This is a genomic window from Delftia sp. BGA-UO-ETr-SB1, assembly GCF_059567865.1.
This window is the reverse complement of sequence record NZ_JCAQOW010000005.1, coordinates 1,764,920-1,788,521: the sequence shown is the minus strand read 5'-3', so window position 1 is coordinate 1,788,521 and position 23,602 is coordinate 1,764,920. Positions and strand designations below refer to the sequence as shown.

20 protein-coding genes are annotated in these 23,602 nt (G+C 68.8%); 12 read left to right on the top strand and 8 right to left on the bottom strand.

Features of this window, described 5'->3' with window-relative positions:
- Window positions 1–15: 15 nt before the first annotated feature.
- Genes AC57B5_RS18265 through AC57B5_RS18240 form a run of 6 tightly spaced genes read right to left on the bottom strand, consistent with a single transcriptional unit; the run spans window position 16 to window position 7,466 of the window.
- Complete coding sequence (locus AC57B5_RS18265; RefSeq protein WP_012202690.1) at window positions 16–1,146, bottom strand: ABC transporter permease; 1,131 nt, start codon at window positions 1,144–1,146, stop codon at window positions 16–18.
- Window position 1,147: 1 nt separating this feature from the next.
- Window positions 1,148–3,904 carry a ribosome-associated ATPase/putative transporter RbbA gene (gene rbbA, locus AC57B5_RS18260; protein ID WP_043820141.1) on the bottom strand — a complete coding sequence of 919 codons (2,757 nt, stop codon included), beginning with the start codon at window positions 3,902–3,904 and terminating at the stop codon, window positions 1,148–1,150.
- Window positions 3,901–4,992 carry an HlyD family secretion protein gene (locus AC57B5_RS18255; RefSeq protein WP_012202692.1) on the bottom strand — a complete coding sequence of 364 codons (1,092 nt, stop codon included), beginning with the start codon at window positions 4,990–4,992 and terminating at the stop codon, window positions 3,901–3,903. The genes rbbA and AC57B5_RS18255 overlap by 4 nt, the downstream gene beginning before the upstream one ends.
- Before the next feature lie 17 nt (window positions 4,993–5,009).
- Window positions 5,010–6,485: an efflux transporter outer membrane subunit gene (locus AC57B5_RS18250; RefSeq protein WP_496400066.1), complete on the bottom strand. Its 1,476-nt coding sequence runs from the start codon at window positions 6,483–6,485 to the stop codon at window positions 5,010–5,012.
- A gap of 33 nt (window positions 6,486–6,518) precedes the next feature.
- Window positions 6,519–7,286, bottom strand: a complete 768-nt coding sequence (gene fabI, locus AC57B5_RS18245; RefSeq protein ID WP_013804678.1) for an enoyl-ACP reductase FabI — start codon at window positions 7,284–7,286, stop codon at window positions 6,519–6,521.
- Between the two features lie 15 nt (window positions 7,287–7,301).
- The gene (locus tag AC57B5_RS18240; RefSeq protein WP_155294163.1) at window positions 7,302–7,466 is read right to left on the bottom strand and encodes a hypothetical protein; all 165 of its coding nucleotides are present in this window, start codon (window positions 7,464–7,466) and stop codon (window positions 7,302–7,304) included.
- 381 nt (window positions 7,467–7,847) lie between these two features.
- Between AC57B5_RS18240 and AC57B5_RS18235 the strand changes: the two genes are divergently transcribed.
- From AC57B5_RS18235 to AC57B5_RS18185, 11 genes are all read left to right on the top strand, one after another.
- Window positions 7,848–9,344, top strand: coding sequence for a hypothetical protein (locus AC57B5_RS18235; protein ID WP_496400065.1), 1,497 nt, complete (start codon window positions 7,848–7,850; stop codon window positions 9,342–9,344).
- Between the two features lie 139 nt (window positions 9,345–9,483).
- The gene (locus AC57B5_RS18230) at window positions 9,484–10,596 is read left to right on the top strand and encodes a hypothetical protein (RefSeq protein WP_492905925.1); all 1,113 of its coding nucleotides are present in this window, start codon (window positions 9,484–9,486) and stop codon (window positions 10,594–10,596) included.
- A 22-nt stretch (window positions 10,597–10,618) separates the two neighbouring features.
- The gene (locus AC57B5_RS18225) at window positions 10,619–11,851 is read left to right on the top strand and encodes a toxic anion resistance protein (protein WP_496400064.1); all 1,233 of its coding nucleotides are present in this window, start codon (window positions 10,619–10,621) and stop codon (window positions 11,849–11,851) included.
- 2 nt (window positions 11,852–11,853) lie between these two features.
- Window positions 11,854–13,464, top strand: coding sequence for a vWA domain-containing protein (locus AC57B5_RS18220; RefSeq protein WP_238001410.1), 1,611 nt, complete (start codon window positions 11,854–11,856; stop codon window positions 13,462–13,464).
- Between the two features lie 28 nt (window positions 13,465–13,492).
- Window positions 13,493–14,116 carry a hypothetical protein gene (locus tag AC57B5_RS18215; protein ID WP_013804673.1) on the top strand — a complete coding sequence of 208 codons (624 nt, stop codon included), beginning with the start codon at window positions 13,493–13,495 and terminating at the stop codon, window positions 14,114–14,116.
- Window positions 14,117–14,514: 398 nt separating this feature from the next.
- Window positions 14,515–15,102: an anthranilate synthase component II gene (locus tag AC57B5_RS18210; protein ID WP_012202700.1), complete on the top strand. Its 588-nt coding sequence runs from the start codon at window positions 14,515–14,517 to the stop codon at window positions 15,100–15,102.
- Window positions 15,103–15,131: 29 nt separating this feature from the next.
- A complete protein-coding gene (gene trpD, locus AC57B5_RS18205; RefSeq protein WP_013804671.1) occupies window positions 15,132–16,166 on the top strand; it encodes an anthranilate phosphoribosyltransferase in 1,035 nt (344 codons plus the stop codon).
- Between the two features lie 50 nt (window positions 16,167–16,216).
- On the top strand, window positions 16,217–17,020 hold the full coding sequence (gene trpC, locus AC57B5_RS18200; protein ID WP_012202702.1) for an indole-3-glycerol phosphate synthase TrpC: 804 nt from the start codon (window positions 16,217–16,219) through the stop codon (window positions 17,018–17,020).
- A gap of 193 nt (window positions 17,021–17,213) precedes the next feature.
- Window positions 17,214–17,948, top strand: coding sequence for a right-handed parallel beta-helix repeat-containing protein (locus AC57B5_RS18195; RefSeq protein WP_197485502.1), 735 nt, complete (start codon window positions 17,214–17,216; stop codon window positions 17,946–17,948).
- A gap of 18 nt (window positions 17,949–17,966) precedes the next feature.
- Entirely contained in the window at window positions 17,967–19,460 is a 1,494-nt protein-coding gene (locus AC57B5_RS18190; protein ID WP_496400063.1) for a fibronectin type III domain-containing protein, read from the top strand.
- 157 nt (window positions 19,461–19,617) lie between these two features.
- The gene (locus AC57B5_RS18185; protein WP_043780562.1) at window positions 19,618–20,349 is read left to right on the top strand and encodes a uracil-DNA glycosylase; all 732 of its coding nucleotides are present in this window, start codon (window positions 19,618–19,620) and stop codon (window positions 20,347–20,349) included.
- Here AC57B5_RS18185 and AC57B5_RS18180 read toward each other — a convergent pair.
- Window positions 20,343–22,376 carry an alkyl/aryl-sulfatase gene (locus tag AC57B5_RS18180; protein WP_496400062.1) on the bottom strand — a complete coding sequence of 678 codons (2,034 nt, stop codon included), beginning with the start codon at window positions 22,374–22,376 and terminating at the stop codon, window positions 20,343–20,345. The two genes, AC57B5_RS18185 and AC57B5_RS18180, sit on opposite strands and share 7 nt — an antisense overlap.
- 89 nt (window positions 22,377–22,465) lie before the next feature.
- On the opposite strand from AC57B5_RS18180, the gene AC57B5_RS18175 reads away from it, so the two are divergent.
- Window positions 22,466–23,179: a Crp/Fnr family transcriptional regulator gene (locus AC57B5_RS18175; RefSeq protein WP_496400061.1), complete on the top strand. Its 714-nt coding sequence runs from the start codon at window positions 22,466–22,468 to the stop codon at window positions 23,177–23,179.
- Window positions 23,180–23,206: 27 nt separating this feature from the next.
- Here the strand turns inward: AC57B5_RS18175 and AC57B5_RS18170 are convergent, their stop codons facing one another.
- A complete protein-coding gene (locus AC57B5_RS18170; protein ID WP_043820161.1) occupies window positions 23,207–23,566 on the bottom strand; it encodes a hypothetical protein in 360 nt (119 codons plus the stop codon).
- Between the last annotated feature and the right edge of the window lie 36 nt (window positions 23,567–23,602).

Here is a 23,602-nt window from a genome sequence, read left to right as displayed (position 1 = left end):
GCGGCGGGAACGAAATCAGGCCATCTGGCTGATGGTCTTGCGAAAACGGGTGAGCGTGAGGGCGAACAGCACGGAGCCGATCGCGGCCAGCGCGAGGAAGGGCTTCCAGACCACGTCCAGCCCCGCTCCGCGGTAGAGGATGGCCTGCGACAGCTCGACAAAGTGGGTGGTCGGCGCGGCCAGCATGATGTTCTGTACCAGCTCGGGCATGCTTTCGCGCGGCGTCATGGCGCCCGACAGCAGCTGCAGCGGCAGCAGCACGAGCACCAGCAGCATGCCGAACTGTGGCATGTTGCGCGCCAGCGTGGCAAGGAAGATCCCCAGCGACGTTGTGGCGAACAGGCACAGCGCGGCCCCCGCCAGGAACAGCGGCAGCGAGCCTTCGATGGGAACGCCCAGGGCGCCGCGCACCACGAGGTTGAGCGAGGCAAAGGCGGTGACCAGCACGACCAGTCCCATGGACCATATCTTGGCCAGCATGATCTCGGTCGGTGTCACCGGCATGACCAGCAGGTGCTCCACCGTGCCGTGCTCGCGCTCGCGGATCAGGGCCGCGCCCGTGAGGATGATGGACAGCATGGTCACGTTGTTGATGATCTGCATCAGCCCGCCGAACCAGACCTTGTCCAGCGCGGGATTGAAGCGCGCGCGCACCACCAGGTCCACCGGCAGGGCAGTGGCGCCCCGAAAGCGCCGCACGAACTCGCTGACCTCGGCCGTGACGATCTGCTGCACATAGCTGTTGCCCGTGAAGGCCTGGCTCATGCGCGTGGCGTCCACGTTCAGCTGCAGCTCGGGGGCGCGGCCCGCCAGCACGTCGCGCTGGAAGTTGGGCGGGATGTTGAGCACGAAGGTGTAGGTGCCCGAGTCCATGCCCGGGTCCATCTGCGTGCGGTCGATCATGGCCGGCGGCGCGAACTGCGGCGGATAGAAAGCGCCCGCGATGCGCTGCGACAGCGGCGAGCCGTCCTCGTCCACGATGGCGATGGGCGCGTTGTGCAGGCTCTCGGGCATGGCCGTGGCCGCCGTGTAGATGGAGACCGTGAACACATAGGCGATGAGCACCAGCAGCACGGGGTCGCGCCACAGGCTCCACAGCTCCTTGACGCCCAGCCGGTAGATGTTGGAGAAAAGGCGGGTGCGCATGTCAGCTCTCCTGCTTTCTGGTCAGTGCAATGGCCAGGCCCAGGATCACCGGCACGGACAGCAGCAGCGGCCCGAACGAGCCGGCCAGCTCCCGAAATCCCAGCGCCTTGCTGAACACGCCGCGGCTGATGGCGATCATGTGGCTGGCCGGATAGACCTCGCCGATGATGCGGCCCGCCCCCTCCAGCGAGGACACGGGATCGACCAGGCCCGCGAACTGCGTGGTGGGAATCAGCGTGCCGATCAGCACCAGGAACATCGAGGCGATCTGGCTGCGCGTCAGCGTGGAGGCCAGCAGGCCGAAGCCCGTGGAGGCGCCGCTGAAGATCAGCGCCGCCAGGGCCAGCGTGGCAAAGCTGCCCGTCACGGGAACGCCGAACAGGGTGACGGCCATCAGGCACATCAGCAGGAAGTTCAGCATGGCCAGCACCACATAGGGCAGTTGCTTGCCCAGCAGGAATTCGGTGCGCGTGACCGGCGTGACGTAGAGGTTGGTGATGGAGCCGCTTTCCTTCTCGCGCACCACGGCCAGCGCCGTCAGCATGGCCGGCAAAAGCAGCAGCAGCAGGGGCATGACGGCCGGCACCATGGCCGGCAGGCTGCGCACGTCGGGGTTGTAGCGAAAGCGCGTCTGGATGTCGATGAGGCCGGCCGGCGTCACACCCAGGCGCTCGCGCGCCTGCTCGGTCAGCCAGTGCTGGTGGATGCCCTGCAGGTAGCCGCGCACGGTCTCGGCGCGCGTGGGCATGGCGCCGTCGAACCAGGCGCCCACCTGCACGGAGCCGCCGCGCAGCACATCGCGCGCAAAGCCCGGGGGGATCTCGATGGCCAGGGTCAGCTCGCCGCTGCGCATGCGGCGGTCCAGTGCGTCGTAGTCGGTCAGCGGCGGCTGCTCGATGAAGTAGCGCGAGCCCGACAGGCTCATCGCATAGCTGCGGCTGATGGTGGTCTGGTCGCGGTCCAGCACGGCAAAGCGCAGGTCCTCCACGTCCAGGCTGATGCCGTAGCCCATCACGAACATCAGGATCAGCGAGCCCACCAGGGCCAGCGTGGCGCGCACCGGGTCGCGCTGCAGCTCCAGCGCTTCGCGCCAGACATAGCTGAGCATGCGCTGGGCGCTGAAATGGCGGCGGCGCGCAGTGTGCGTTTCCACGGCAGCGGGGGTGGCTGGTGCGGCCTGCTGTTCCTCGGCCGGGGCCTCGCCGCCACCGGCCTCGACCAGGTAGCCGATGAAGGCTTCCTCCAGCGTGGCCGCGCCGCGCTTGGCCACCAGGCGCGCGGGCGTGTCGCTGTCCAGCACCTTGCCCGCATGCATCATGGACATGCGGTCGCAGCGCTCGGCCTCGTTCATGAAGTGGGTGGAGATGAAGATGGTCACGCGGTCGCGCCGCGACAGCTCCACTAGCAGGCGCCAGAAGCCGTCGCGCGCCACGGGGTCCACGCCCGAGGTGGGCTCGTCCAGGATGAGCAGCTCGGGCTTGTGCACCATGGCCACGGCCAGCGACAGGCGCTGGCGCATGCCCAGCGGCAGGGCGGCCGGCAGGCTGTGCTGCGCGGCCTGCAGGTCAAAGCGCTGCAGCATCTCGGCCACGCGCGCGGGGATGTCCGCCTCGGGCACGCCGAACAGGCGCGCATGCAGCACCAGGTTCTGGTGCACGGTCAGCTCGCCGTACAGCGAGAACGCCTGGGTCATGTAGCCCACGCGGCGGCGCGTGTCGATGTCGCGCGGGTCCACGGGCTGGCCGAACAGCCAGGCCTGGCCCTCGCTGGCCGGCAGCAGGCCGGTCAGCATCTTCATGGTGGTGCTCTTGCCGCAGCCGTTGGAGCCCAGGAAGCCGAAGATCTCGCCACGGCGGATGCGGAAGGACACATGGTCCACGGCGACGAAGTCGCCAAAGCGCATGGTCAGGTCCCTGGCCTCGATGGCGATGTCGTCCTCGCCGCCCTCGGGCAGGGGGGCGATGGTCACGGGCGCATGGCCGCGCTTTTTCTCTTCGGGCAGCAGGGCGATGAAGGCCTCTTCCAGCGAGCGGCTGTCCGTGCGCTGCAGCAGCTCGGCCGGCGTGCCCGTGGCCAGCACGCGGCCCTCGTCCATGGCCACCAGCCAGTCGAAGCGCTGGGCCTCGTCCATGTAGGCCGTGGCCACCAGCACGCTCATGCCGGGGCGCTGGCGGCGGATGCGCGCGATCAGGTCCCAGAACTGGGCGCGCGCCAGCGGGTCCACGCCCGTGGTGGGCTCGTCAAGAATGAGCAGGTCGGGGTCGTGGATCAGCGCGCAGCACAGGCCCAGCTTCTGCTTCATGCCGCCAGACAGCTTGCCGGCCGGCCGCTCCAGGAATTTGCGCAGGCCCGTGGCCTGGGTGAGGTCGTCGATGCGCCGGCGCCGCTCGGCCGCGTCATGGCCGAACAGGCGCGCGAAGAACTGCAGGTTCTCCTCCACCGACAGGGTGGGATAGAGGTTGCGCCCCAGGCCCTGCGGCATGTAGGCCACGCGCGGGCAGACGGCCTCGCGGTGGCGGCGCTGGGCCATGTCGCCGCCCAGCACCTCGACGCTGCCTTCCTGGATCTTGCGCGCCCCGGAGATCAGCGCCATGAGGCTGGACTTGCCCACGCCGTCCGGCCCGATCAGACCGACCATGCGGCCTTCGGGAATGTCCAGATCTATGCCCGCCAGCGCCTCGACCTGGCCATAGCGCTGGTGCACGCCCTTCAGGCGCACGACCCAGCCGCTGGCATGGGGCGTCGTGCTCTCGCTCATTGCGCGGGCTGGGCTGGCAGCTTGATGGCCAGGTTGGCGGGCCACTCATGGCTGGCATCGGTGCGCAGCCAGGCCATGCCGGGCACGCCGGTCTTGACCTGTTCCAGATGGCGGCGCAGCAGCTCCGGCGGGATCTGGGCGCGCACGCGGAACATCAGCTTCTGGCGCTCGCTGGCGGTCTCCACGGTCTTGGGCGTGAACTGGGCCTGGCTGGCGACGAAGGAGACGCGGGCGGGGATCACGTACTCGGGCGCGGCGTCCAGCACCAGGCGCACCTCGCTGCCCAGGGCGATGCGCCCGGCGGCGGTCTCGGGCACGAAGAAGGTCATATAGACATCGGACAGGTCCAGCAGGTTGAGCACGCGCCCGCCTGCGCCCAGCACTTCGCCGGGCTGGGCCACGCGCAGCTGCACGCGGCCGTCGCGCGGGGCCTTGAGCACGCCGTCGTCGATGTCGGCCTGCACGCGCGCCACCGTGGCCGTGGCCGCCTGCACCTGGGAGCGCACGCCGACCACCTGGGCCTCGGCCGCCTTCACGGCGGCCTGGGCAGCGGCGGCCTGGGCTCGCGTGGCGGCCAGCGCCGCCTCGCTGCCGCGCACGCGGGCGCGGTCGTCATCGAGCTCCTGCACCGAGGAGGCACCCTCGCGCGCCAGCGTTTCCGAGCGCTTGAAGCGGCGCTGCGCGGCGTCCACCTCGGTCTCGCGCTGCACGATCAGGGCCTGGGCGGCGGCCAGGTCGCTGCGGCGCAGGGTGACCTGGGCCTCGGCCGCGGCCACGCTGTGCTCGGCCTGCTGGCGCATGGCGTCGGCTTCCTGGCGCTGGGCGCGCAGGGTGTCGATCTGCATGCGCGCCACGGGCTGGCCGGCCTGCACGAAGTCGCCCTCGCGCACCAGGATTTCCTCCACGCGGCCGGGCAGCTTGGTGGAGATGTCGATCTCGGTGGCCTCGACACGGCCGTTGCTGCCGACGAAGCCCTCGCCCGGGCCCTTGGGCGTGAAGGTCTTCCAGGCCCACCAGGCCACGAGGGCCAGGACCGCCACGGCGGCGATCGGCACGATCTTGTTCTTCAGAGAGGTGTTCTTGTCCATGGGCGGGTCCGGAGGCTTCAGGAATTCGGGGGATCGGCAGGCGTGGCCGGCAGGGTGGCGGGCAGCGCGGCAGGTTCGGCGCCGCTGCCGCCGCCCAGGGCGGCATACAGGCCCACCTGGCTGGACAGCAGGGCGCGCCGCGCCTGCACCAGTTGCTGGCGTGCGGCCAGCAGGTCGCGCTGGGCGTCCAGCACCTCCAGGTAGGCGGCCGAGCCGTTGTCGTAGCGCAGCTGCGCCAGCCGCGCACGCTCGGCCTGGGCCTGCACGGCGGTGCGCTGCACGGTGATCTGCTCGGACAGCCAGCGGCGCGCGGCCAGGCCATCGGCCACCTCGCGGAAGGCGGTCTGGATGGCTTTCTCGTACTGGGCCACGGCCATGTCGCTGCGGATCTCGCCCAGCTCCAGGTTGGCGCGGCGCCGGCCGCCGTCGAAGATGGGCAGGGACACCGTGGGCACGAAGGCCCAGGCGCGGCTGCCGCCGTCGAACAGGCCGTCGAGTTCGGCGCTGGCCGTGCCCCAGCGGGCCGTGAGCGCAATGCGCGGGAAGAAGGCGGCGCGCGCCGCGCCGATCTGGGCCCGGGCCGCGCGCAGCTGATGCTCGGCGGCGGCAATGTCGGGCCGCGCCGTGAGCAGTTCCGAGGGCAGGCCCGGCCGCAGCTCGGTTAGCACCAGGGCGTCGTCAAAGGGTGCGGCGGCGGGCAGCGGGCCCGGGTGGGCGCCGACCAGCTGGGCCAGGGCATGCAGCTGCTGCGCGCGTGCCAGCTCCAGCTGGGCCAGCAGGGCCTGCGCCTGGGTCAGCAGGGTCTGGACCTGGGCCAGCTGCAGGCGCGAGCTGGCGCCCACGGCCTCGCGGCGCGTGAAGATGCGAAAGGATTCCTGGCGCGTGGCCAGCGTCTCGCGCGCAATGGCCACGCGCTCGTCCAGCTCGCGCAGGCCCAGGTAGCCGTCGGCCACCTGGGCGATCAGCGCGGTCTGCACGGCGTGGCGGCCCGCATCGCTGGCCAGCCAGGTCTGCAGGGCCGCGTCCTTGAGGCTGCGCACGCGGCCCCACAGGTCCAGCTCCCAGCTGCTGAAGCCGACCTCGGCGCGGTACTCGCCGCTGACCACGGAGCGGCCCGAGAGGTTGAGGTCGCCAGGCACGCGCGCCCGTGCGGCCTGGCCGCCCACGCCAATGGCCGGGAACAGCTCGGAGCGCTGGATCTGGAAGGCCGCGCGCGCCTCTTCGGCGCGCAGCGCGGCCACGCGCAGGTCGCGGTTGTGCTCCAGCGCGGTGGCGATCAGCTGGCGCAGCACGGGGTCGGTGAAGTAGTCGCGCCAGGGCAGGCCGGCGGCGGCGACACCCTGGGCGCCCGCCTGCAGATGGGCAGGCCAGGCCTCGGGCGTGGGCAGGGGCGGCGGCTCGTGCGGCGGCGCCAGGGAGGCACATCCTGCCAGTGCGGCGGCCAGTGCGGCTGCCAGCGCGGCGGCGGCGGTTCGGGGGAATGGGAGGGTCATCTGCAGTGCTGCGGGGCGCCGGTGCGGCAGCCGCTAGTTGAGGATGTGGTGGCCGCCATCGACATACAGCGTGCAGCCCGTGATGGCGCGCGCCCCGTCCGAGGCCAGGAAGGCGCACAGCGGCCCCACGTCGTCGGGCTGCAGCTCGCCGGCAATGGGCGAGCGGCGCACGCTGTCGGCCACGAGTTCATCGAACGCGGCAATGCCCGAGGCCGCGCGCGTGGCGATGGGCCCGGGCGAGACGGCATTGACGCGGATGCGCGAGGGGCCGAGCTCGGCCGCCAGGTAGCGCGTGGTGGACTCCAGCGCGGCCTTGACCGGGCCCATGATTCCGTAGTGCGGCATGACCTCGCTGGCGCCCAGGTAGCTCAGCGTCATGAGGCTGCCGCCGCTGGCGGCCATCAGCGGCTCGGCCAGGTGCGCCATGCGGATGAAGGAGTGGCAGGAGATGTCCATGGCCAGCGCAAAGCCCTCGCGGGAGCTGTCCACCACGCGGCCCTGCAGGTCCTTGCGCGGGGCGTAGGCCACGGCGTGCAGCACGAAGTCCAGCCGGCCCCAGCGCACGGCGGCGGCATCGAACAGTGCGCGCATCTGCTCGTCGTCGCCCACGTCCAGCGGCATGCGCAGCTCGGCACCGATCTCGTCGAGCAGGGGCTCCACATGCACACGGGCCTTGTCGTTCTGCCAGGTCGCGCCGATCTCGGCGCCCGCCGCATGCATGGCCCGGGCACAGGCCCAGGCAATGCTGTCGCGGTTGGCGATGCCGACGATCAGGCCCTTTTTGCCAGCCAATAGCGTCATCTCGAATGCTCCAGATCAGAAGGTCTGCCGGGAAACAGGCCGCCTTGGGGCGGCTTCGTCAGGAATCACGGGGCATGGCGCGGCATTGCCGACATATGCGCCACGGCGAATGTTTGTATTTCCTGTGACTACGAAGCTTTTGATAGCTTGTTTTGATGCATGCAAATCAAAGGTTTGCATGCCAATATCGTCTCCTGGTCTTTTTCATTCTATCTATGTTGCACTGCAGCGACCGATTTTGGCGATGCCGTTTCGTTATATCGATGCAGTTCACTCCATAGTCTTGACTCAGGTCAAAGAGGGCGGCGTCACTGAGAGGATGCCGCTTGCCGCCAGTCGCTGCGTCCAGTAGAGCAATGGCGTCTTTTCTGCGCCAAAAGCCAAACATTCCCTGTATTGGCCGGATTTCAATGAATACAAGGTTTTCACACCATATTGGTGCACGGGGGTAAAGAAAATCGGAAATCTGCCGATGGTCCATGAACAGAGAAAATCCCCTGCCTGCAAAGGCCTGGGCCGCCACATTCAGTCAGGACAAGACCGAAGGAAGACGATCAATCCATGACCAGCATTTCATCCACCGGCGCCAGCTTTGCCGCCAGCGCAGCGGGCATGCGGCCCACGGTGTCCGTGAGGTCGTCAGCGACCACGGCAGCTGCTGCACCCGCCGACCCGGGCACGCAGGTCACGCTGGGCCAGTCCACAGGGTCCAGCGTCATCTATGCCAAACCGCAGCCCGTGGAACTGGGCCAGTTCAGGCTGACCCGGGCCTGGGCCTCGCAAGACAGGGACGACATCAGCACCCTGATGGCGCGCAACCTGAGCCTGGGCCCGTCGGCCAGCCTGGCCGACCGCTGGCGCGGCCTGGGCGGCGCCCTGCTGTCGCGCTTTGCGGCCACGCCGTCGGACTACCAACAGACGGTTGCGGAGTACCAGGCGCCCACGGCGGCCGACTCCGTCGCAGGCAGCGCGGATGCGCAGGCCCTGGACAAGTCCGCACTGAGCGATGTGTCCGTGGGCGCTGCCACCGTGAGCCTGAAGATCCGCACGCAATCGGGCCAGACCGTGGAGCTGCGGATTGCCACGAACGACGGCAGCGAAGCGGGCAGCAGCAGCGGGCTGCGGGTCAAGGTCAAGAGTTCCGGCACCTTGAGCCAGGCCGAGAGCGCGGCCATTGCCCAGCTGGCCGACGGGCTGGACGAAGCGCTGGAAGGCCTGGGAAAGCCGGGCAAGCCCCAGCTGGAACTGGGCAAGCTGATGGACTTCGACCGCAGCGTGCTGTCCGGCCTGGACCTGGACATCAAGAACCCCAAGCCTTCGCAGCCCCTGTCCTCGTTCAGCCTGCATGTGGGCGCCGATGGCCGATCGGTGGCGATGAAGGGCGCGGCGGGCGAGCTGGCCGTCAACCTGGAGTCCGATGCCCCCGTGGGCGCCAGCGCTTCACAGCGCCAGTCCGCGCTGGACCAGCATCTGAAGCGCTTTGATGCCGCCGCGCAGCGCGGCCGTGCGGATGCGGCGCTGGTGGACATGTTCAAGAGTGCCTTCAGTCAGCTGCACAACGCGCAGGCGCCGGCCGCGCCGGGCGCCATCGTCGCGCTCTCCGGGCTGGAGCGTTCCGTGCAGTCCCTGCAAAGCGGCCTGGCCGATTTCCAGGCCAGCTTCAGCGGTGACTTCGAGAACACCAATGAATTCGGCGCCGTGACCGAAATCGGCCGCGCCGAGTACCAGGTGGGCCAGAAGACCACCCGGCAGTCCCGCGGCAGGGAGGGCGAGTCGATCGCCCAGGTGGTGACCGAGTCCCTGAACGCCGAATCCAAAAAGGCGCGCAACCGCAGCATGCTGGATTTGCAGTCGGGCAACTATGACCTGACCAAGGTGCAGGACAGCCGCACCATCACCACGCTGATCGAGACAGCCGGCAAGCAGGTCACCGGCGCGCTGCGCAAGACGCAAGAGCGCCAGATGCAGACGTGGGACCAGCTGGTGGAGCACCGCACCCAGCAGCACCGCGAAACGCCCGGTGGGCGCAGCTTCACTGAGCAACTCGCGCTGAGGTAGTCGCGGCGCGGGCCGGGCCGCGTGTCGTCGTTGTGTCACAAAACTTCCGTATAAGAAGTTTTTTTGAACAAGACATGACAACGGCCCGCGCGTTCATGACCGAATTTCATCTTGCCGTCATCCAGGGCGGAGCCACTCAATGAACGCCCGCCGCGCTTTGGCGGCGTCGCTGGCGGCGCTGCTGCTGGCGGCCGTGGGCGGCGGCATCTGGTACTCGCGCACGGCCCTGGTGCAGGACCGCCAGGCGCAGCTGACGCAGCAGCAGTCCGTGACGGCACGCGGCCTGATCGGCTCCGAGAAGGAAGCCTTCTTCCAGGACGAGCGCGTGCGCGACGTGCTGGCGCGCCACGGCGTGACGGTGACGGTGCAAAAGGCCGGCTCGCGCAGCATTGCCAACAGCTACGACCCCAAGCAGTACGACTTCGGCTTTCCCTCGGGGGCGCCGGCTGCGGCCCAGCTCAAGGCGGCGGCCAGGGCCGGCACGGTCTATACGCCGTTCTACACGCCCATCGTGTTCGCCAGCTGGCGGCCCATTGCCGAGATCCTGATCGCCAACGGCGTTGTGCAAAAGCAGGGCGACTTCTTTTACGTGACCGATCTTCCCGCCCTGCTGGCCATGGCCGGCAAGGGCACGCGCTGGCGTGACCTAAAGGCCTCCGGCGCCTTTGCCACCGGCAAGGCCGTGCTGCCCGCCAGCACCGATGTGCGCAGCTCCAACAGCGCCGCCATGTACCTGGCGCTGGCCAGCTATGTGCTCAACGGCCAGCAGGTGGTGCAGAGCCCGGCCGACCTGGAGCGCGTGATGCCCCAGGTGGCGCCGCTGTTTTTGCGCCAGGGCTTCCAGGAAAGCTCGTCGGCCGGCCCCTTCGAGGACTACCTGGCCCTGGGCATGGGCAAGGCGCCGCTGCTGGTGGCCTATGAATCGCAGCTGGTGGAGTTCCTGCTGCGCCACCCGCAGCGCAGGAGCGGCGAGATGGTGATGCTCTACCCGCAGCCCACGCTGTATTCCAAGCATGTGCTCGTGCCCTACACGCCTGCGGGCGATCGCGTGGGCCAGCTGCTTGAATCCGATCCGCAGCTGCGCGCATTGGCGCAGGAATACGGCTTTCGCACCGGCGGCGACACGCACGGGCCCGAGCGTTGGGCCGGGCAGGGCGTGCAGGCGCCCGCGCAGCTGGTGGAGGTGATCGATCCGCCCAGCCAGGAGTGGCTGGAGCGAATGATCGTGGACATGGAACAGCGCTTCAAATGACTCAAGGACCCAGGAGCAACCGATGAGCAACACCCCCCAGGCCACCACTGCCGCCGTGCCTGCACAGGCGCAGGATTTCGTGCTGGAGCCGCCTGCGCCCGCCCTGCCCGTGCCCATCGAGTCGGCCAGCGGCAAGGTCCGCCTCAAGGCCGAGGAAGTGCAGCAGCTGGACGCGCAGGTGGCGCAGTTCATCGACGACATCACCGCCAACGACAGCCAGTCGCCCGCCTTCAAGAGCGCGGTCGAGCGCATCCACGGCATGGGCAACAAGGAGGTGCAGGCCGCTGCCGCCGTCTCCAACCGCATGCTGGAGCGCCCCGTCAAGACGCTGAACAACGGCCTGTTCGACCAGGGCAGCCAGATCGGCCAGGGCCTGATCGACCTGCGCCGCCAGGTGGAGGCGCTGGACCCCTCGCGCCAGGACGACCTGTTCAAGCCGCGCAAGCTGCTGGGCCTGATCCCCATGGGCAACAGGCTGGTGGACTACTTCGACAAGTTCCAGTCCAGCCAGAGCCACCTGAACGCCATCATCGACAGCCTCAAGCGCGGCAAGGACGAGCTGCTGCGCGACAACGCCGCCATCGAGCAGGAAAAGGCCAACCTGTGGGGCCTGATGGAGCGGCTGGAGAAATACATCCACATCGGCAAGAAGCTGGACGCGGCGCTGGAGGCCAAGGCCGCACAGCTGGACGCCAGCGACCCGGAAAAGGCCCGCGTGGTGCGCGAGGACATGCTGTTCTACGCACGCCAGAAGGTCACCGACCTGCTCACCCAGATGGCGGTGAACGTGCAGGGCTACCTGGCGCTGGACCTAGTGCGCAAGAACAACCTCGAACTGGCCAAGGGCGTGGACCGCGCGACCACCACCACGGTCTCTGCCCTGCGCACGGCCGTCATCGTGGCGCAGGCGCTGGCCAACCAGAAGCTGGTGCTGGACCAGATCACGGCGCTGAACACCACCACGGGCAACCTGATCGCCGGCACCAGCGAGCTGCTGCGCGAGCAAAGCGGGAAGATCCACGAGCAGGCGGCCAGCAGCACCATCGACATCGCCAGGCTGCAGCAGGCCTTCGGCAACATCTACCAGACCATGGACGCCATGGCCGACTTCAAGGTCAAGGCCCTGGCCTCCATGCAGACCACGGTGGACACGCTGTCGCAGGAGGTGGACAAGTCCCGCGCCTATCTGGAAAAGAGCCGCCGCGAGGACGTGCGCGAGGCGCTGCAGGCGCCCGCCGGCGAGGTGGTGCTGTGAGCATGTTCCGGCGCCTGGCGGCCTGGTGGCTGCTGGGCCTTGCGCTGGCCCTGGCCGGCTGCGGCAAGTCGCCCGAACCCGCGCCGCAGGCCGCCGCCAAGTCCGATCCGTCCGCCGCTCCCCAGGGTGCATTCACCGTGCTGGCCGGCTCCGAACTCAAGGACGTGGCGCCCGCGCTGGAGCAGGCCGCCACGGCGGCGGGCGTGCCGCTCAAGCTCAGCTATGCGGGCACGCTGGAGATGGTCGAGCGCATCAATGCGGGCGAGCAGTACGACGCCATCCTGCCGCCCAATGGCGCCTATCCCGCGCTGGCGCTGGCGAACAAGCCGCTGGCGCGCGAAAAGCTTTTCTACTCGCGCGTGGCCCTGGGCGTGAAGGCCCCCGTGCTGCAAAAGCTGGGCTGGGACAAGGCACCGCCCACCTGGGCCGACATCGCACGCGCTGCCGTCCAGGGCCGGCTGCGCTACGGCATGACCAATCCGGCCAGCTCCAACACCGGCATGAGCGCGCTGTTCGCCGTGGCCTCGGCCGTGGCCGGCAAGACCGAGGACCTGGACGCCAGGGAGGTCAACGCCAAGGTGCTCAAGGATTTTCTGTCGGGCCAGAAGCTCACCGCCGGCAGCTCCGGCTGGCTGGCCGAGGCCTTCGAGCGCGAGCCCGGCGCCGTCGATGCGCTGGTCAACTACGAGGCCGTGATCCTGCGCCTGAACGAGAAGCTGCCCGCCGCCGACCGGCTCACCCTGGTCTACCCGCGCGACGGCGTGATCTCGGCCGACTATCCGCTGATGCTGCTCAACGCAGCACGGCGCGCAGACTATGACAAGCTGGTCGCCCAGTTCAAGGCCCCCGCCTTCCAGGGCCAGCCGCTGCGCCAGGCCCAGCTGCGCCCCGCCAGCCCCGAGGCACAGGCCAGCCCGGCGCTGCCCACGGCGCCCGTGGTGGAGTTGAGCTTTCCGAACCGGCTGGAGGTGATCGATGCCGTGCTCTCGGCCTACCAGAGCGATCTGCGCCGCCCGGCCACCAGCATCTTCGTGCTGGACGTGAGCGGCTCCATGAAGGGTGCGCGGCTGGCGCAGATGAAGGAGGCGCTCAAGCTGCTGTCCGGCGCCGAGGCCTCGGCCGCCAGCCAGCGCTATGCCGCCTTCCAGGCGCGCGAGCGCGTGCTGCTGATTCCGTTCTCGGGCCTGGTCGGCCAGCCCGCGCGCGTGCAGTTCGCGGCGGGCGACCTGCAGGCCGCAAGCGCCCAGGTGCTGGCCTATGCCGACAGCCTGGTGGCCGACGGCGGCACGGCCATCTACGACGCGCTCACGCTGGCCCAGCAGCAGGCACGCCAGGAACTGCGGGCCGATCCCGAGCGCTTCGTCAGCATCGTGCTGCTGACCGATGGCGCCAACACGGCCGGCCGCGACTGGGCCGCATTCGAGCGCGAGCAGCGCATGGCGCGCGACGGCGGCGCGCCGCTGGTGCGCGTCTTTCCCATCATCTTTGGCGAGGCGCAGTCCGGCGAAATGCAGGCCCTGGCCGCGCTGACGGGCGGGCGCGCCTTCGATGCGCGCAACACCGGCAAGAGCGGGCTGCCGCTGGTGTTCAAGGAAATCCGGGGCTACCAGTGACAGCGCCGCCAGCGATCGGACCCGCCTGATGCGCCGCCTGCAGCTTTTCTTCTACGGCAACGGCAACCTCGCCGGCCTGGCGCTGGCCCTGCTGGGGCCGGTGCTGCTGTTTGCGGGCGTGATCGGCGGCGGCTGGGGCTGGATCACGCTGGGGCTGTACGTCGCGGGCCTGCTGCTGGGCTGGGCCCTGCAGCCCGCGGGCGCCAGCTTCGAGCGGGCGCTGCAGCAGCACTGGAGCGCCGAGGACATCCGCGAACGCATCGACGAGCTGGTGCAAAAGGCCCGCCCGATGCTCACGCCCGAGATGCAAAAGCACCTGGACAGCGTGCGCGGCTCGGTGCACGAGGTGCTGCCCTCGCTGGCCGAGGCCGGCCCGGTCTTCAACGACGGCCTGTTCACAGTGCGCGAGACGGTGCTGCAGTACCTGCCCGCCACGCTGTCGCACTATGCGGCGCTGCCGCCGCTATTCCGTGTCACCCAGCCCGTGCAGGACGGCAAGACGGCCAGGCAACTGCTGACCGAGCAGCTGGCGCTGCTGGCCGGGCAGATGCAGCAGGTGGTGGCCCATGTGGCGGCCAGCGATGCGCAGGCGCTGCTGGCCAATGGCCGTTTTTTGAAGCAGAAGTTCGACCAGCCGGATTTCCTGAAGTGAGGCGCCCGCAGGGTCGTCCCGCCACGCTGCGCGGACCCTGTGTTAGCATGCTTCGCCATGCAGCCTGCTGCATTCCCGTCTTCCAGACACCTGAACTCTCGATCCAAGACAGCCATGAACGGTACGCCCGTTTCGATCATCGTTGCACAGTGGTGGCGCTTCCAATAAGGAAGCGGCACGTCGTTGCGGTTGCGTACCGCGCCTTGCCGCCGTGACGGCAGCAAGGCTCACCCAGCAGATGGCTCCCCGGCACGGCGGCTCCCAGAACCCAGGAGATTGCCCAGATGCCCTCAGATTCCCCCTTCCAGACCCAGGCAGCATTGCGCGCATTCCCGCGCCAGCCTTCGCTGCGGCATGCCCGCGCCACCCGTTTTTCCCTTTGAGACCCAGGAGCCGGTATGACCAGACTGCTGATGATCGACAACTACGACAGCTTCACCTACAACATCGTCCAGTACTTCGGCGAGCTGGGTGCCGATGTCACCGTGGTGCGCAATGACGAGGCCACGCTGGACGAGGTGATCGCCCTGGTCGAGCGCGAGAAGATCGACCGCCTGGTGATCTCGCCCGGCCCCTGCTCGCCGGCCGAGGCCGGCATTTCCGTGGCGGCCATCCAGCACTTTGCAGGCCGCCTGCCCATCCTGGGCGTGTGCCTGGGCCACCAGAGCATTGGCGCGGCCTTCGGCGGCGACATCGTGCGCGCGGGCCAGCAGATGCATGGCAAGACCAGCGTCATCACCACCGACCGCAAGGGCGTGTTCGCCGACCTGCCCGAACAGTTCACGGTCAACCGCTACCACTCGCTGGCCATTGCGCGCTCCAGCCTGCCCGAATGCCTGGAGATCACGGCCACCAGCGAGGACGGCGAGATCCAGGGCGTGCGCCACACCAGCCTGGCCATCGAGGGCGTGCAATTCCACCCCGAGAGCATCCTCACCGAGCATGGCCACGCCATGCTCAAGAATTTCCTGGAACAGAAGGCCTGAGCAGGCCGGCACCCAACCGAGACACCGCAATGACCCAGATCACCCCCCAGGAAGCGCTGCAGCGCACCATCGAGCACCGCGAAATCTTCCACGACGAGATGCTGCACCTGATGCGCCTGATCATGCGCGGCGAGCTGTCGCCCGTGATGACGGCCGCCATCGTCACCGGCCTGCGCGTGAAGAAGGAGACCATCGGCGAGATCACGGCCGCGGCCGAGGTCATGCGCGAGTTCTCCAACAAGGTCCATGTGGAGGACAAGCGCCACCTGGTGGACATCGTGGGCACGGGCGGCGACGGCGCCAACACCTTCAACATCTCCACCTGCTCCATCTTCGTGATCGCGGCGGCGGGCGGCAAGGTCAGCAAGCACGGCGGGCGCAGCGTCAGCAGCAAGAGCGGCAGCGCCGACGCCATGGAGGCGCTGGGCGTCAACATCCAGCTCAGCCCCGAGCAGATCGCGCGCAGCATCGCCGACGTGGGTATCGGCTTCATGTTCGCGCCCAACCACCACCCGGCCATGAAGAACGTGGCGCCCGTGCGCAAGGAGCTGGGCGTGCGCACCATCTTCAACATCCTGGGCCCGCTGACCAATCCGGCCAGCGCGCCCAACATCCTCATGGGCGTGTTCCACGAGGACCTGGTCGGCATCCAGGTGCGCGCGCTGCAGCGCCTGGGCGCCGAGCACGCCATCGTGGTCTATGGCCGCGACGGCCTGGACGAGATCAGCCTGGGCGCGGGCACCCTGGTGGGCGAGCTCAAGGACGGCGTGGTGCGCGAGTACGAGATCCATCCCGAGGACTTCGGCCTGCGCATGGTGGGCACGCGCGCCTTCAAGGTGGACAATCCCGAGGAATCCAAGGCCATGCTGCTGGGCGTGCTCCATGGCGAAAAGAGTGCCGCGCGCGACATCGTCTGCCTGAACGCGGGTGCCGCCCTGTATGCGGCCAACGTGGCCTCCAGCATCGAGGACGGCATGGCCCGCGCCCAGGCGGCGCTGGACAGCGGCGCGGCCCTGGCCAAGCTCAACGAACTCGTGGCCTACACGGCCCGGCTGACGGCCTGAGCCGCGCAGCCCCCATCGACCACCGAATACAAGAAACCAAGGAAAGCAACGTGTCCGACATCCTCAAGCAAATCTGCGACGTGAAAGTGCAGGAAGTGGCCGCCGCCCAGAAGCGCATGCCCTTCGCGGACATGCGCCGCGACGCCGAAAGCCGCGTGCTCACGCGCGACTTCGTGGGCGCGCTGCGCGCCAAGATCGCCGCCGGCCAGGCCGGCGTGATCGCCGAGATCAAGAAGGCCAGCCCCAGCAAGGGCGTGATCCGCGAGGACTTCATCCCCGCCGACATCGCGCAAAGCTATGCCGATGGCGACGGCAAGGGCGTCAGCGCCGCCTGCCTCTCGGTGCTGACCGACAAGCAGTTCTTCCAGGGCAGCGTGGACTATCTCAAGCAGGCGCGCGCCAGCTGCCACCTGCCCGTGCTGCGCAAGGACTTCATGGTCGATCCCTACCAGATCTACGAATCGCGGGCCATGGGCGCCGACTGCGTGCTGCTGATCGCCGCCTGCCTGGACGACGCGCAGATGGCCGAGATGGAACAGATCGCCCACAGCCTGGACATGGCCGTGCTGGTCGAGGTCCACGACGGCGCCGAGCTGGACCGCGCCCTGCGGCTCAAGACGCCGCTGGTGGGCATCAACAACCGCAACCTGCGCAGCTTCGAGGTCAGCATCCAGACCACGCTGGACCTGCAAAAGAACGTGCCGGCCGACCGCCTGCTGGTCACCGAGTCGGGCATCGGCAGCCGCGAGGACGTCAAGGCCATGCGCGATGCCGGTATCCACAGCTTCCTGGTGGGCGAGGCCTTCATGCGCGCCAAGGAGCCGGGAGAGGCGCTGGCCAAGCTGTTTGCCTGAAGCCAAGACCGGATCGGTCCCTCGGTGGTGCGCCACCGAAGCAGCCCGCCGCAGCCATGCGTGCGGGCTTTTTTTGTGCAAATAGTGTTTCTAAAAGTTTTTCGTTTGCATGATAATTATTGACAATGCGCATGAAATGCCGATCCGGCAACATGGCCGCAGCCCATCGCCTACGGAGACTCCGATGTCGTTCATGCCCCGTGCCCCTTTCCTGTCCAGCCGCGGCTGGGCTGCCCTCATCGTTTGCGCATCGGCCACGCTGGCATCGTCCGGCGCCTGGGCACAGGCCACGCGCACCTGGGTCTCGGGCGTGGGCGATGACGTCAACCCCTGCAGCCGCACGGCTCCCTGCAAGACGTTTGCGGGGGCCATCGCCAGGACGGCCGCCAACGGCGAGATCAACGTGCTGGATCCTGCGGGCGTCGGTGGAGTCACCATCACCAAGTCCATGCAGGTGGACGGCACAGGCGTGCTTGCCGGCGTGCTGGTCTCCGGTAGCGCGGGCATCACCATCAACGCGGGTGTTTCTGACACCGTGGTGCTGCGGGATCTGGACATCGTCGGCAACGGCACAGGAACGTTCGGCGTCAGAATCTTCCAGGCAGGCAAAGTGGTGCTGGACAACGTCAGGATCCAGGGCTTCACGCAGGCGGCGGTCAAGGTCGAGACGAGCGCTACTTCTGTGTCTGTTCTGGTGCAACGCTCGCAATTGCTGGGCAATGCAGTGCCAGCACAGGGCGAGCCGGAACGCGCCGCCATCAGTGTCCAGAGCACGACCGCCCAGGTCTACCTGTCCAACACCACGGTGTTCGGCAATGACAAGGCGTTCAACGCTGTGGCTGGCGGGAAGATCACCTCGTTCAACAACAACCGGGTCATGGGCAACACCCAGGACAGCGCGCCCACCGACACCGTCTACGAACGCTGATCGGCGCAAGGCAGCATCATGCACAGCGTAAAAGGCGTTGCCCGCAAGTCCTGTCTGGGGCTTGCGGTGTTTGCGGCCCTGGGCCCGGCGCAGGCCGCCGAACTGCTGGCCAACGGCAGTTTCGAGCAGAACTCCGGTCCGGGTTCCCTGGTTTTCACGGGCTGGCAATCCGTGTCCCAGGCCGGCTCCAAGGGCGGCTTCGCCGCCCAGCAAGGCACCAAAGGCGCCATCACGCCCGTGGCCGTGCCTGCACCTCCCGACGGGGCGTTTGCCCTCATGAGCGACCAGCCCGGCCCCGGCAGCCATGTGCTCTACCAGGACGTCGCCATTCCGGCGGGCAGCCCGGCCACGCTGAGCGCCCGCGTCCATGTCCAGAATGCGGCCAAGGTCGCTGCGGCGCCGGCCACGCTTGACTACACGGTGGCTGCGCCCAACCAGCAGGTGCGCATCGACGTCATGAACCCTGCCGCCGCGCCCGACAGCCTGGGCGCCGGTGTGCTGGCCAATGTCTTCCAGTGGCCGCCGGCCACGGCGCCCGGTCCTTCGGACAGCGGCAGCGGTTACCAGTCGCTGCAGTTCGACCTGTCGGCCTACGCGGGCCAGACCGTGCGGCTGCGCATTGCCGAGGTGGACAACCGGCAAAGCCTGTTCTTCGGCGTGGATGCGATGAGCGTCTGGTCCGGCAGCGTTCCGGGCGCACTTCAGCCACCTGCCGATACGGGCTTTTTCGCGCAGGGCACGGCCGTGCAGCTGACCTTCGATCCGGTGGCCTCCATCCCCGGCCAGACGGTCACGGGCTATGTGGCGCAATGTGTCCCGCAAGGCGGCGGTGCGGTGCTGACGGGTACGTCCAGCACTCCGACGGTGGCGGTCAACGGCCTGACGCCCGGCGTGGCCTACAACTGCAGCGTGGCGGCACAGTCCAGCAGCGGTGCGGGGCCCGCCTCGCAGCCCCTGACGGTCAACGCCCCTGTCGCTGGCGCCACCACCATCTCGACCCTGCAAGGCGGCAGCGCGACGCTGACCGTCAGCAATCCGGCCAGCGGCTGCAGCCTGCAATCGGCATCGCTGGTGCGTGCGCAAAGCCTGCCCACGGCGCCGCCCCAGGGTGCGGCGGCCTATCCGCTGGGTGTGCTGGACCTGCGCTCGTCGGGCTGCAACTCAGGCGCGACGCTGAAGCTCAGCGTCACCATGCCGCAGGCCCTGCCTTCGGGGGCCCAGTACTGGAAGTACGGTCCCACGGCGGCCAACCCGGCACCGCACTGGTATGCCTTCAACGATGGCTTCAAGGTGACCTCGGCCAATACCTACACCCTGGAAGTCCAGGACGGTGGCCTGGGCGACGATGACCTGCAGGCCAATGGCGTGGTGGTCGATCCGGGCGGTCTGATGGTGATGGCGGCGACCTCTCCTGCAGCCATTCCCGTGTGGAACCTCGCGGGTCTGGCGGCCACATCGGCCTCGGTGCTGCTGGCCATGGCGGCAATGCGCCGGCGCCGCCGGACGCGCTGATGCGCTGAGGTGCATGTCGCACACGCCGGGCGGCTGTGCGACTGCGGGTATCCTCAGGACATCAATGCACCGGCCGCGCGCCGGTGCATTCCCGTTTCTTTCGTACCTTCGAGGAACCACCATCGCGCGCCATGCGTGCGCTGGTGCCCCATCCGCCATGGCCCTTCAAGACGACGCAATCGCCCCGGCGCAAGCCGACCAACTCCAATCCGCCGATCCCGCCGACTGGCCCGTTGCGCCCGACTGGCAGCCCCTGGTCGAGGACTTCTTCGCGGGTGCCACGGGCCAGCAGCTGCTGACCTTTCTGCACCAGCGCCTGGAAGCCGGCGCGGTGATCTTTCCGCCCCAGCCGCTGCGCGCGCTGGAGCTGACCCCGCCCGAGGAGGTGCGCGTGGTCATCCTGGGGCAGGACCCCTACCACGGCCGGGGGCAGGCCGAAGGCCTGTCGTTCTCGGTGGCGCCGGGCGTGCGCATGCCGCCCTCGCTGCAGAACATCTTCAAGGAGATGCAGCGTGACCTGGGCGTGCCCTTCCCGCCGTTCCCCAACCCGGGCGGCAGCCTGGTCAAGTGGGCCAGGAACGGCGTGCTGCTGCTCAACACCTGTCTCACGGTGGAGGAAGGCCAGGCGGCCAGCCACTCGGGCAAGGGCTGGGAGCTGCTGACCGATGCGGTGATCCGGCACATCGCCCAGGGCGCGCGCCCCGTGGTCTTCATGCTCTGGGGCAGCCATGCGCAGTCCAAGCGCGCCTTCATTCCGGCCGACCGGGGCCATCTGGTGCTGACCAGCAACCATCCCTCGCCGCTGTCGGCGCTGCGCCCGCCCGTGCCCTTCATCGGCAACGGGCACTTCGGCAAGGCGCGCGACTTCCGCGCACAGCACGGTTACTGAGCGGCCCGCTCGGGGCGTGGCTCCACCATGGGGAACACGCTGTCGAAGCGGTCCAGCATGGACATGAGCGCCATCACCTTGGAGGCGTCGCCCTCGATGCGCAGCTGGCCGCTCTTGATGGCCTCGGCCATCGTGGTCTCCTGGCCTGCAATGGCGTCCAGCGTGGCGCGCGTCAGGCGCAGGCTGGCATGGGCGGCGGGCGCAAGGCCCGGGCTCTGGGTGAGGGCGCTGTTCTCCAGGTTCAGGCTGCGCTGCTCGCCGGTGTCGGTGAAGGTCCAGTTGAGCACGATGCGCTGGCCTGCGGCCTTGCCCGCGTCCAGCCGCACGCCCAGGTAGTCGAAGAACATCTCCAGCGGCAGGCTGCGCACCAGGTCGCGCGCGGTGCTGCCGGGCCTGGGCAGCTGGGGCACGCCCTGGCGCAGTTCCGCCGCGCCCTGCAGGAAGGCGTTGCGGGCCGTGGCCGATTCCATCTGGTAGCCCAGCTGTTCATAGGCATTGGCCGCCAGGCGGCGCGCGGCCTGGTTGGCCGGGTCGGCGAAGACCAGCTGCGAGGCGATCTGCGCAACCCAGCGGTATTCGCCGCGCTCGTAGTCGGCCTGCGCACGGCGCAGCACGGCGTCGGCGCCACCCATGTATTCCACGGTCTTGCGCGCGGCGGGCACGGGCGGCAGCGCCTCCAGCTGGGCCGGGTTGCCTTCGTAGTAGCCCAGGTAGTGCTGGTAGATGGCGCGGATGTTGTGGCGCAGGTGGCCGTAGAAGGCATGCGTTGCGCCGTCGCGGGCCAGGGATTCGGGCATCTTGAGCATCTCGGCGATCTCCGAGCCCACGTAGCCGTGGTTCATGAGGCGCACGGTCTGGTCGTGCAGGTATTTGTAGGTGTCGCGCTGGCCGGCCAGCAGGTGCTGCAGCCGGGGCTGGCCCCAGACCGGCCAGTGGTGCTGGGCGATCAGGATCTCGGCCTTGCCACCATAGGCGTGCAGGGCGTCGTTCAGGTGGCGGGACCAGCCCAGCGCGTCACGCACCTGGGCGCCGCGCAGCGGCAGCAGGTTGTGCTGGGTGTGCACGGCGATCTCGGCCATGTTCAGCACCTTGAGCTGGGGGTAGTACATGATCATCTCGGCCGGCGCCTCGGCCCCGGGCGTGAGCGCGAACTCGATGTCCACGCCGTCGATGCGCAGGGTCTCGCGCGGCTTGTCGATCACGCGCGTGGGCGCGATCAACCCCATGGTGCCGGGCGCACCCGCCTTGCCCAGCCCTGCGTCCACCTGTCCCCTGGCATCGCGCGGCAGCAGCATGCCGAACTGGTAGAGCGCGCGCCGGCCCATGGCGTGGCCGGCGATCACGTTCTCGCCCACGGCCTCGGCCATGAAACCAGCGGGCGCGATGACCTGCACGCGGCCCGTATCCACCTCTTCCTGGCGCACCACGCCGCGCACGCCGCCGAAATGGTCCACATGGCTGTGCGAGTAGACGACGGCCACCACGGGCTTGCGCGGGCGGTGCTGGAAGTACAGGTCCATGGCGGCCTGGGCGGTCTCGGTGTACATCAGCGGATCGACCACGATCAGGCCGGTCTCGCCCTCGATGATGCTCATGTTCGACAGGTCCAGGCCGCGCACCTGGTAGAGCCTGTCGGTCACCTGGAACAGGCCGCTGACGCGGTTGCGCTGGGCCTGGCGCCACAGCGCGGGGTGCACGGTGTCGGGCGCCTGGTCCTGCTCCAGGAAGGCATAGGACTGCATGCTCCAGATGGGACGGCCCTGGGCATTGCGCACGACCAGGGTGTCGGCCGGTGCGATCAGGCCGCGCCGGGCGTCCTCCATGGCCTGCGCATCGTCCAGCGGCTGCTGCGCCAAGGCCGCCTGCTGGGCCGCGCGCGTGGCGGCGCTGGCCGGCTGGGGCCTGGCCATGTCGGAGACGGGCAGGCTGCCGTGGGCGCAGGCACCCAGCAAAGCGGCTGTGGCCAGGCTGGCCAGCAGGCGGGAAGGGCGCGCCAGCGCGCGGGGCAGGGGGTGTGAGGCTTGCATGGGAAGGTCTCCTGGCATGTGTTCGATGTCAGCGGCGAAAATACGCAGGCCCGCCGGCTGTGTCTGTCAGCCACCCGACATCCCTTTCCATGCAAGCTTCCCTCGCCTCTTCCTACCTGCCCACGCTGCGCGCCGGCCGCTGGTTCAGCGCATTGGCGCCGCAGTTTGCCGATTTGCTGCTGGCGCTGGCCCAGCCGCGCAGCCTGGAGACGGGCGAGGCCCTGTTCCTGCGCGGCGATGCGCTGGAGGGTGGGCTGTTTGCCGTGGTCCGGGGCAGCATCGGTTTTTCCGGGGTGGGTGGCCAGAGCGAGCATGCGCGCGAGGCCCTGCTCACGCGCATGGGCCCGGCCACCTGGTTTGGCGAGATCGCGCTGTTCGACGGTTCGCCGCGCACCCACGATGCCCACGCCATGGAGCCCAGCGTGGTGCTGCAGGTGCCGCGCCAGCCGCTGCTGGACTGGCTGCAGCAGCATCCCGCGCACTGGCATGACCTGGGCGTGCTGATGTCGGGGCGCATGCGCGCGGCCTTTGCGGCGCTGGAGGACCTGGCCCTCCTGCCCGCGCCCCAGCGCCTGGCGCGCCGCCTGGTGGCCATGGCGCGTGGCTACGGCGAGCGGCTGGACGATGTGCCGGCCCGGCCGCGCCTGGATATCACGCAGGAGCAGCTGGCGCGCATGCTGTCGATCTCGCGCCAGACCACCAACGTGCTGCTGCAGGGCCTGCAGGCGCGCGGCCTCATCCGGGTGCAGCGCGGCGAGATCGAGATCCTGCAGTGGCAGGCGCTGTGCGCCGAGCGGTTCTGAGCGGCGCAGCCAGTCAAGGGCTGTTGTTCAGACCACCAGCGCATTCTCCACGTCCTGCACCTTGCGGCGCGCCAGCGCGAGATTGGCCTTGGTCTTGTCGAGCACCAGGTACAGGAACAGGCCCTCGTGGTGGGTGGAGGGGCGCAGGATGTGGTACTGCTTGCTCAGCGTGATGAGGATGTCCTCGATGGTGTCTTCCAGGCCCAGCGAGCGCATGGTTTTGAGTTTGGCGCGCACCAGTTCGGTGTTGCCGGCAGCAGCCAGCTCCAGGTCCACGCCCGAGCCTTCCTGCCCCAGGATCATGCCGCTGTTGTAGTCCACCAGTGCAGCGCACATGGCGCCGTCGCAGCGCATCAGTTCATCCATGGTTTGCTTGATATTGGCCATTGTTTTCCTAACTCCCTTGTGTTGCGAAAATGTTCT

Excerpts from the sequence above, each read along its gene's own strand:
- AC57B5_RS18235 (WP_496400065.1), top strand. The coding sequence starts at position 7,848 with ATGACCAGCATTTCATCCACCGGCGCCAGCTTTGCCGCCAGCGCAGCG.
- AC57B5_RS18185 (WP_043780562.1), top strand. The coding sequence starts at position 19,618 with ATGGCCCTTCAAGACGACGCAATCGCCCCGGCGCAAGCCGACCAACTC.
- AC57B5_RS18240 (WP_155294163.1), bottom strand. The coding sequence starts at position 7,466 with ATGCAAACCTTTGATTTGCATGCATCAAAACAAGCTATCAAAAGCTTC.
- AC57B5_RS18190 (WP_496400063.1), top strand. The coding sequence starts at position 17,967 with ATGCACAGCGTAAAAGGCGTTGCCCGCAAGTCCTGTCTGGGGCTTGCG.
- rbbA (WP_043820141.1), bottom strand. The coding sequence starts at position 3,904 with ATGAGCGAGAGCACGACGCCCCATGCCAGCGGCTGGGTCGTGCGCCTG.
- AC57B5_RS18225 (WP_496400064.1), top strand. The coding sequence starts at position 10,619 with ATGAGCAACACCCCCCAGGCCACCACTGCCGCCGTGCCTGCACAGGCG.
- AC57B5_RS18220 (WP_238001410.1), top strand. The coding sequence starts at position 11,854 with ATGTTCCGGCGCCTGGCGGCCTGGTGGCTGCTGGGCCTTGCGCTGGCC.
- AC57B5_RS18175 (WP_496400061.1), top strand. The coding sequence starts at position 22,466 with ATGCAAGCTTCCCTCGCCTCTTCCTACCTGCCCACGCTGCGCGCCGGC.
- AC57B5_RS18265 (WP_012202690.1), bottom strand. The coding sequence starts at position 1,146 with ATGCGCACCCGCCTTTTCTCCAACATCTACCGGCTGGGCGTCAAGGAG.
- AC57B5_RS18210 (WP_012202700.1), top strand. The coding sequence starts at position 14,515 with ATGACCAGACTGCTGATGATCGACAACTACGACAGCTTCACCTACAAC.
- AC57B5_RS18230 (WP_492905925.1), top strand. The coding sequence starts at position 9,484 with ATGAACGCCCGCCGCGCTTTGGCGGCGTCGCTGGCGGCGCTGCTGCTG.
- AC57B5_RS18180 (WP_496400062.1), bottom strand. The coding sequence starts at position 22,376 with ATGCAAGCCTCACACCCCCTGCCCCGCGCGCTGGCGCGCCCTTCCCGC.
- AC57B5_RS18170 (WP_043820161.1), bottom strand. The coding sequence starts at position 23,566 with ATGGCCAATATCAAGCAAACCATGGATGAACTGATGCGCTGCGACGGC.
- AC57B5_RS18255 (WP_012202692.1), bottom strand. The coding sequence starts at position 4,992 with ATGGACAAGAACACCTCTCTGAAGAACAAGATCGTGCCGATCGCCGCC.
- fabI (WP_013804678.1), bottom strand. The coding sequence starts at position 7,286 with ATGACGCTATTGGCTGGCAAAAAGGGCCTGATCGTCGGCATCGCCAAC.
- AC57B5_RS18215 (WP_013804673.1), top strand. The coding sequence starts at position 13,493 with ATGCGCCGCCTGCAGCTTTTCTTCTACGGCAACGGCAACCTCGCCGGC.
- AC57B5_RS18250 (WP_496400066.1), bottom strand. The coding sequence starts at position 6,485 with ATGACCCTCCCATTCCCCCGAACCGCCGCCGCCGCGCTGGCAGCCGCA.
- trpD (WP_013804671.1), top strand. The coding sequence starts at position 15,132 with ATGACCCAGATCACCCCCCAGGAAGCGCTGCAGCGCACCATCGAGCAC.
- AC57B5_RS18195 (WP_197485502.1), top strand. The coding sequence starts at position 17,214 with ATGCCCCGTGCCCCTTTCCTGTCCAGCCGCGGCTGGGCTGCCCTCATC.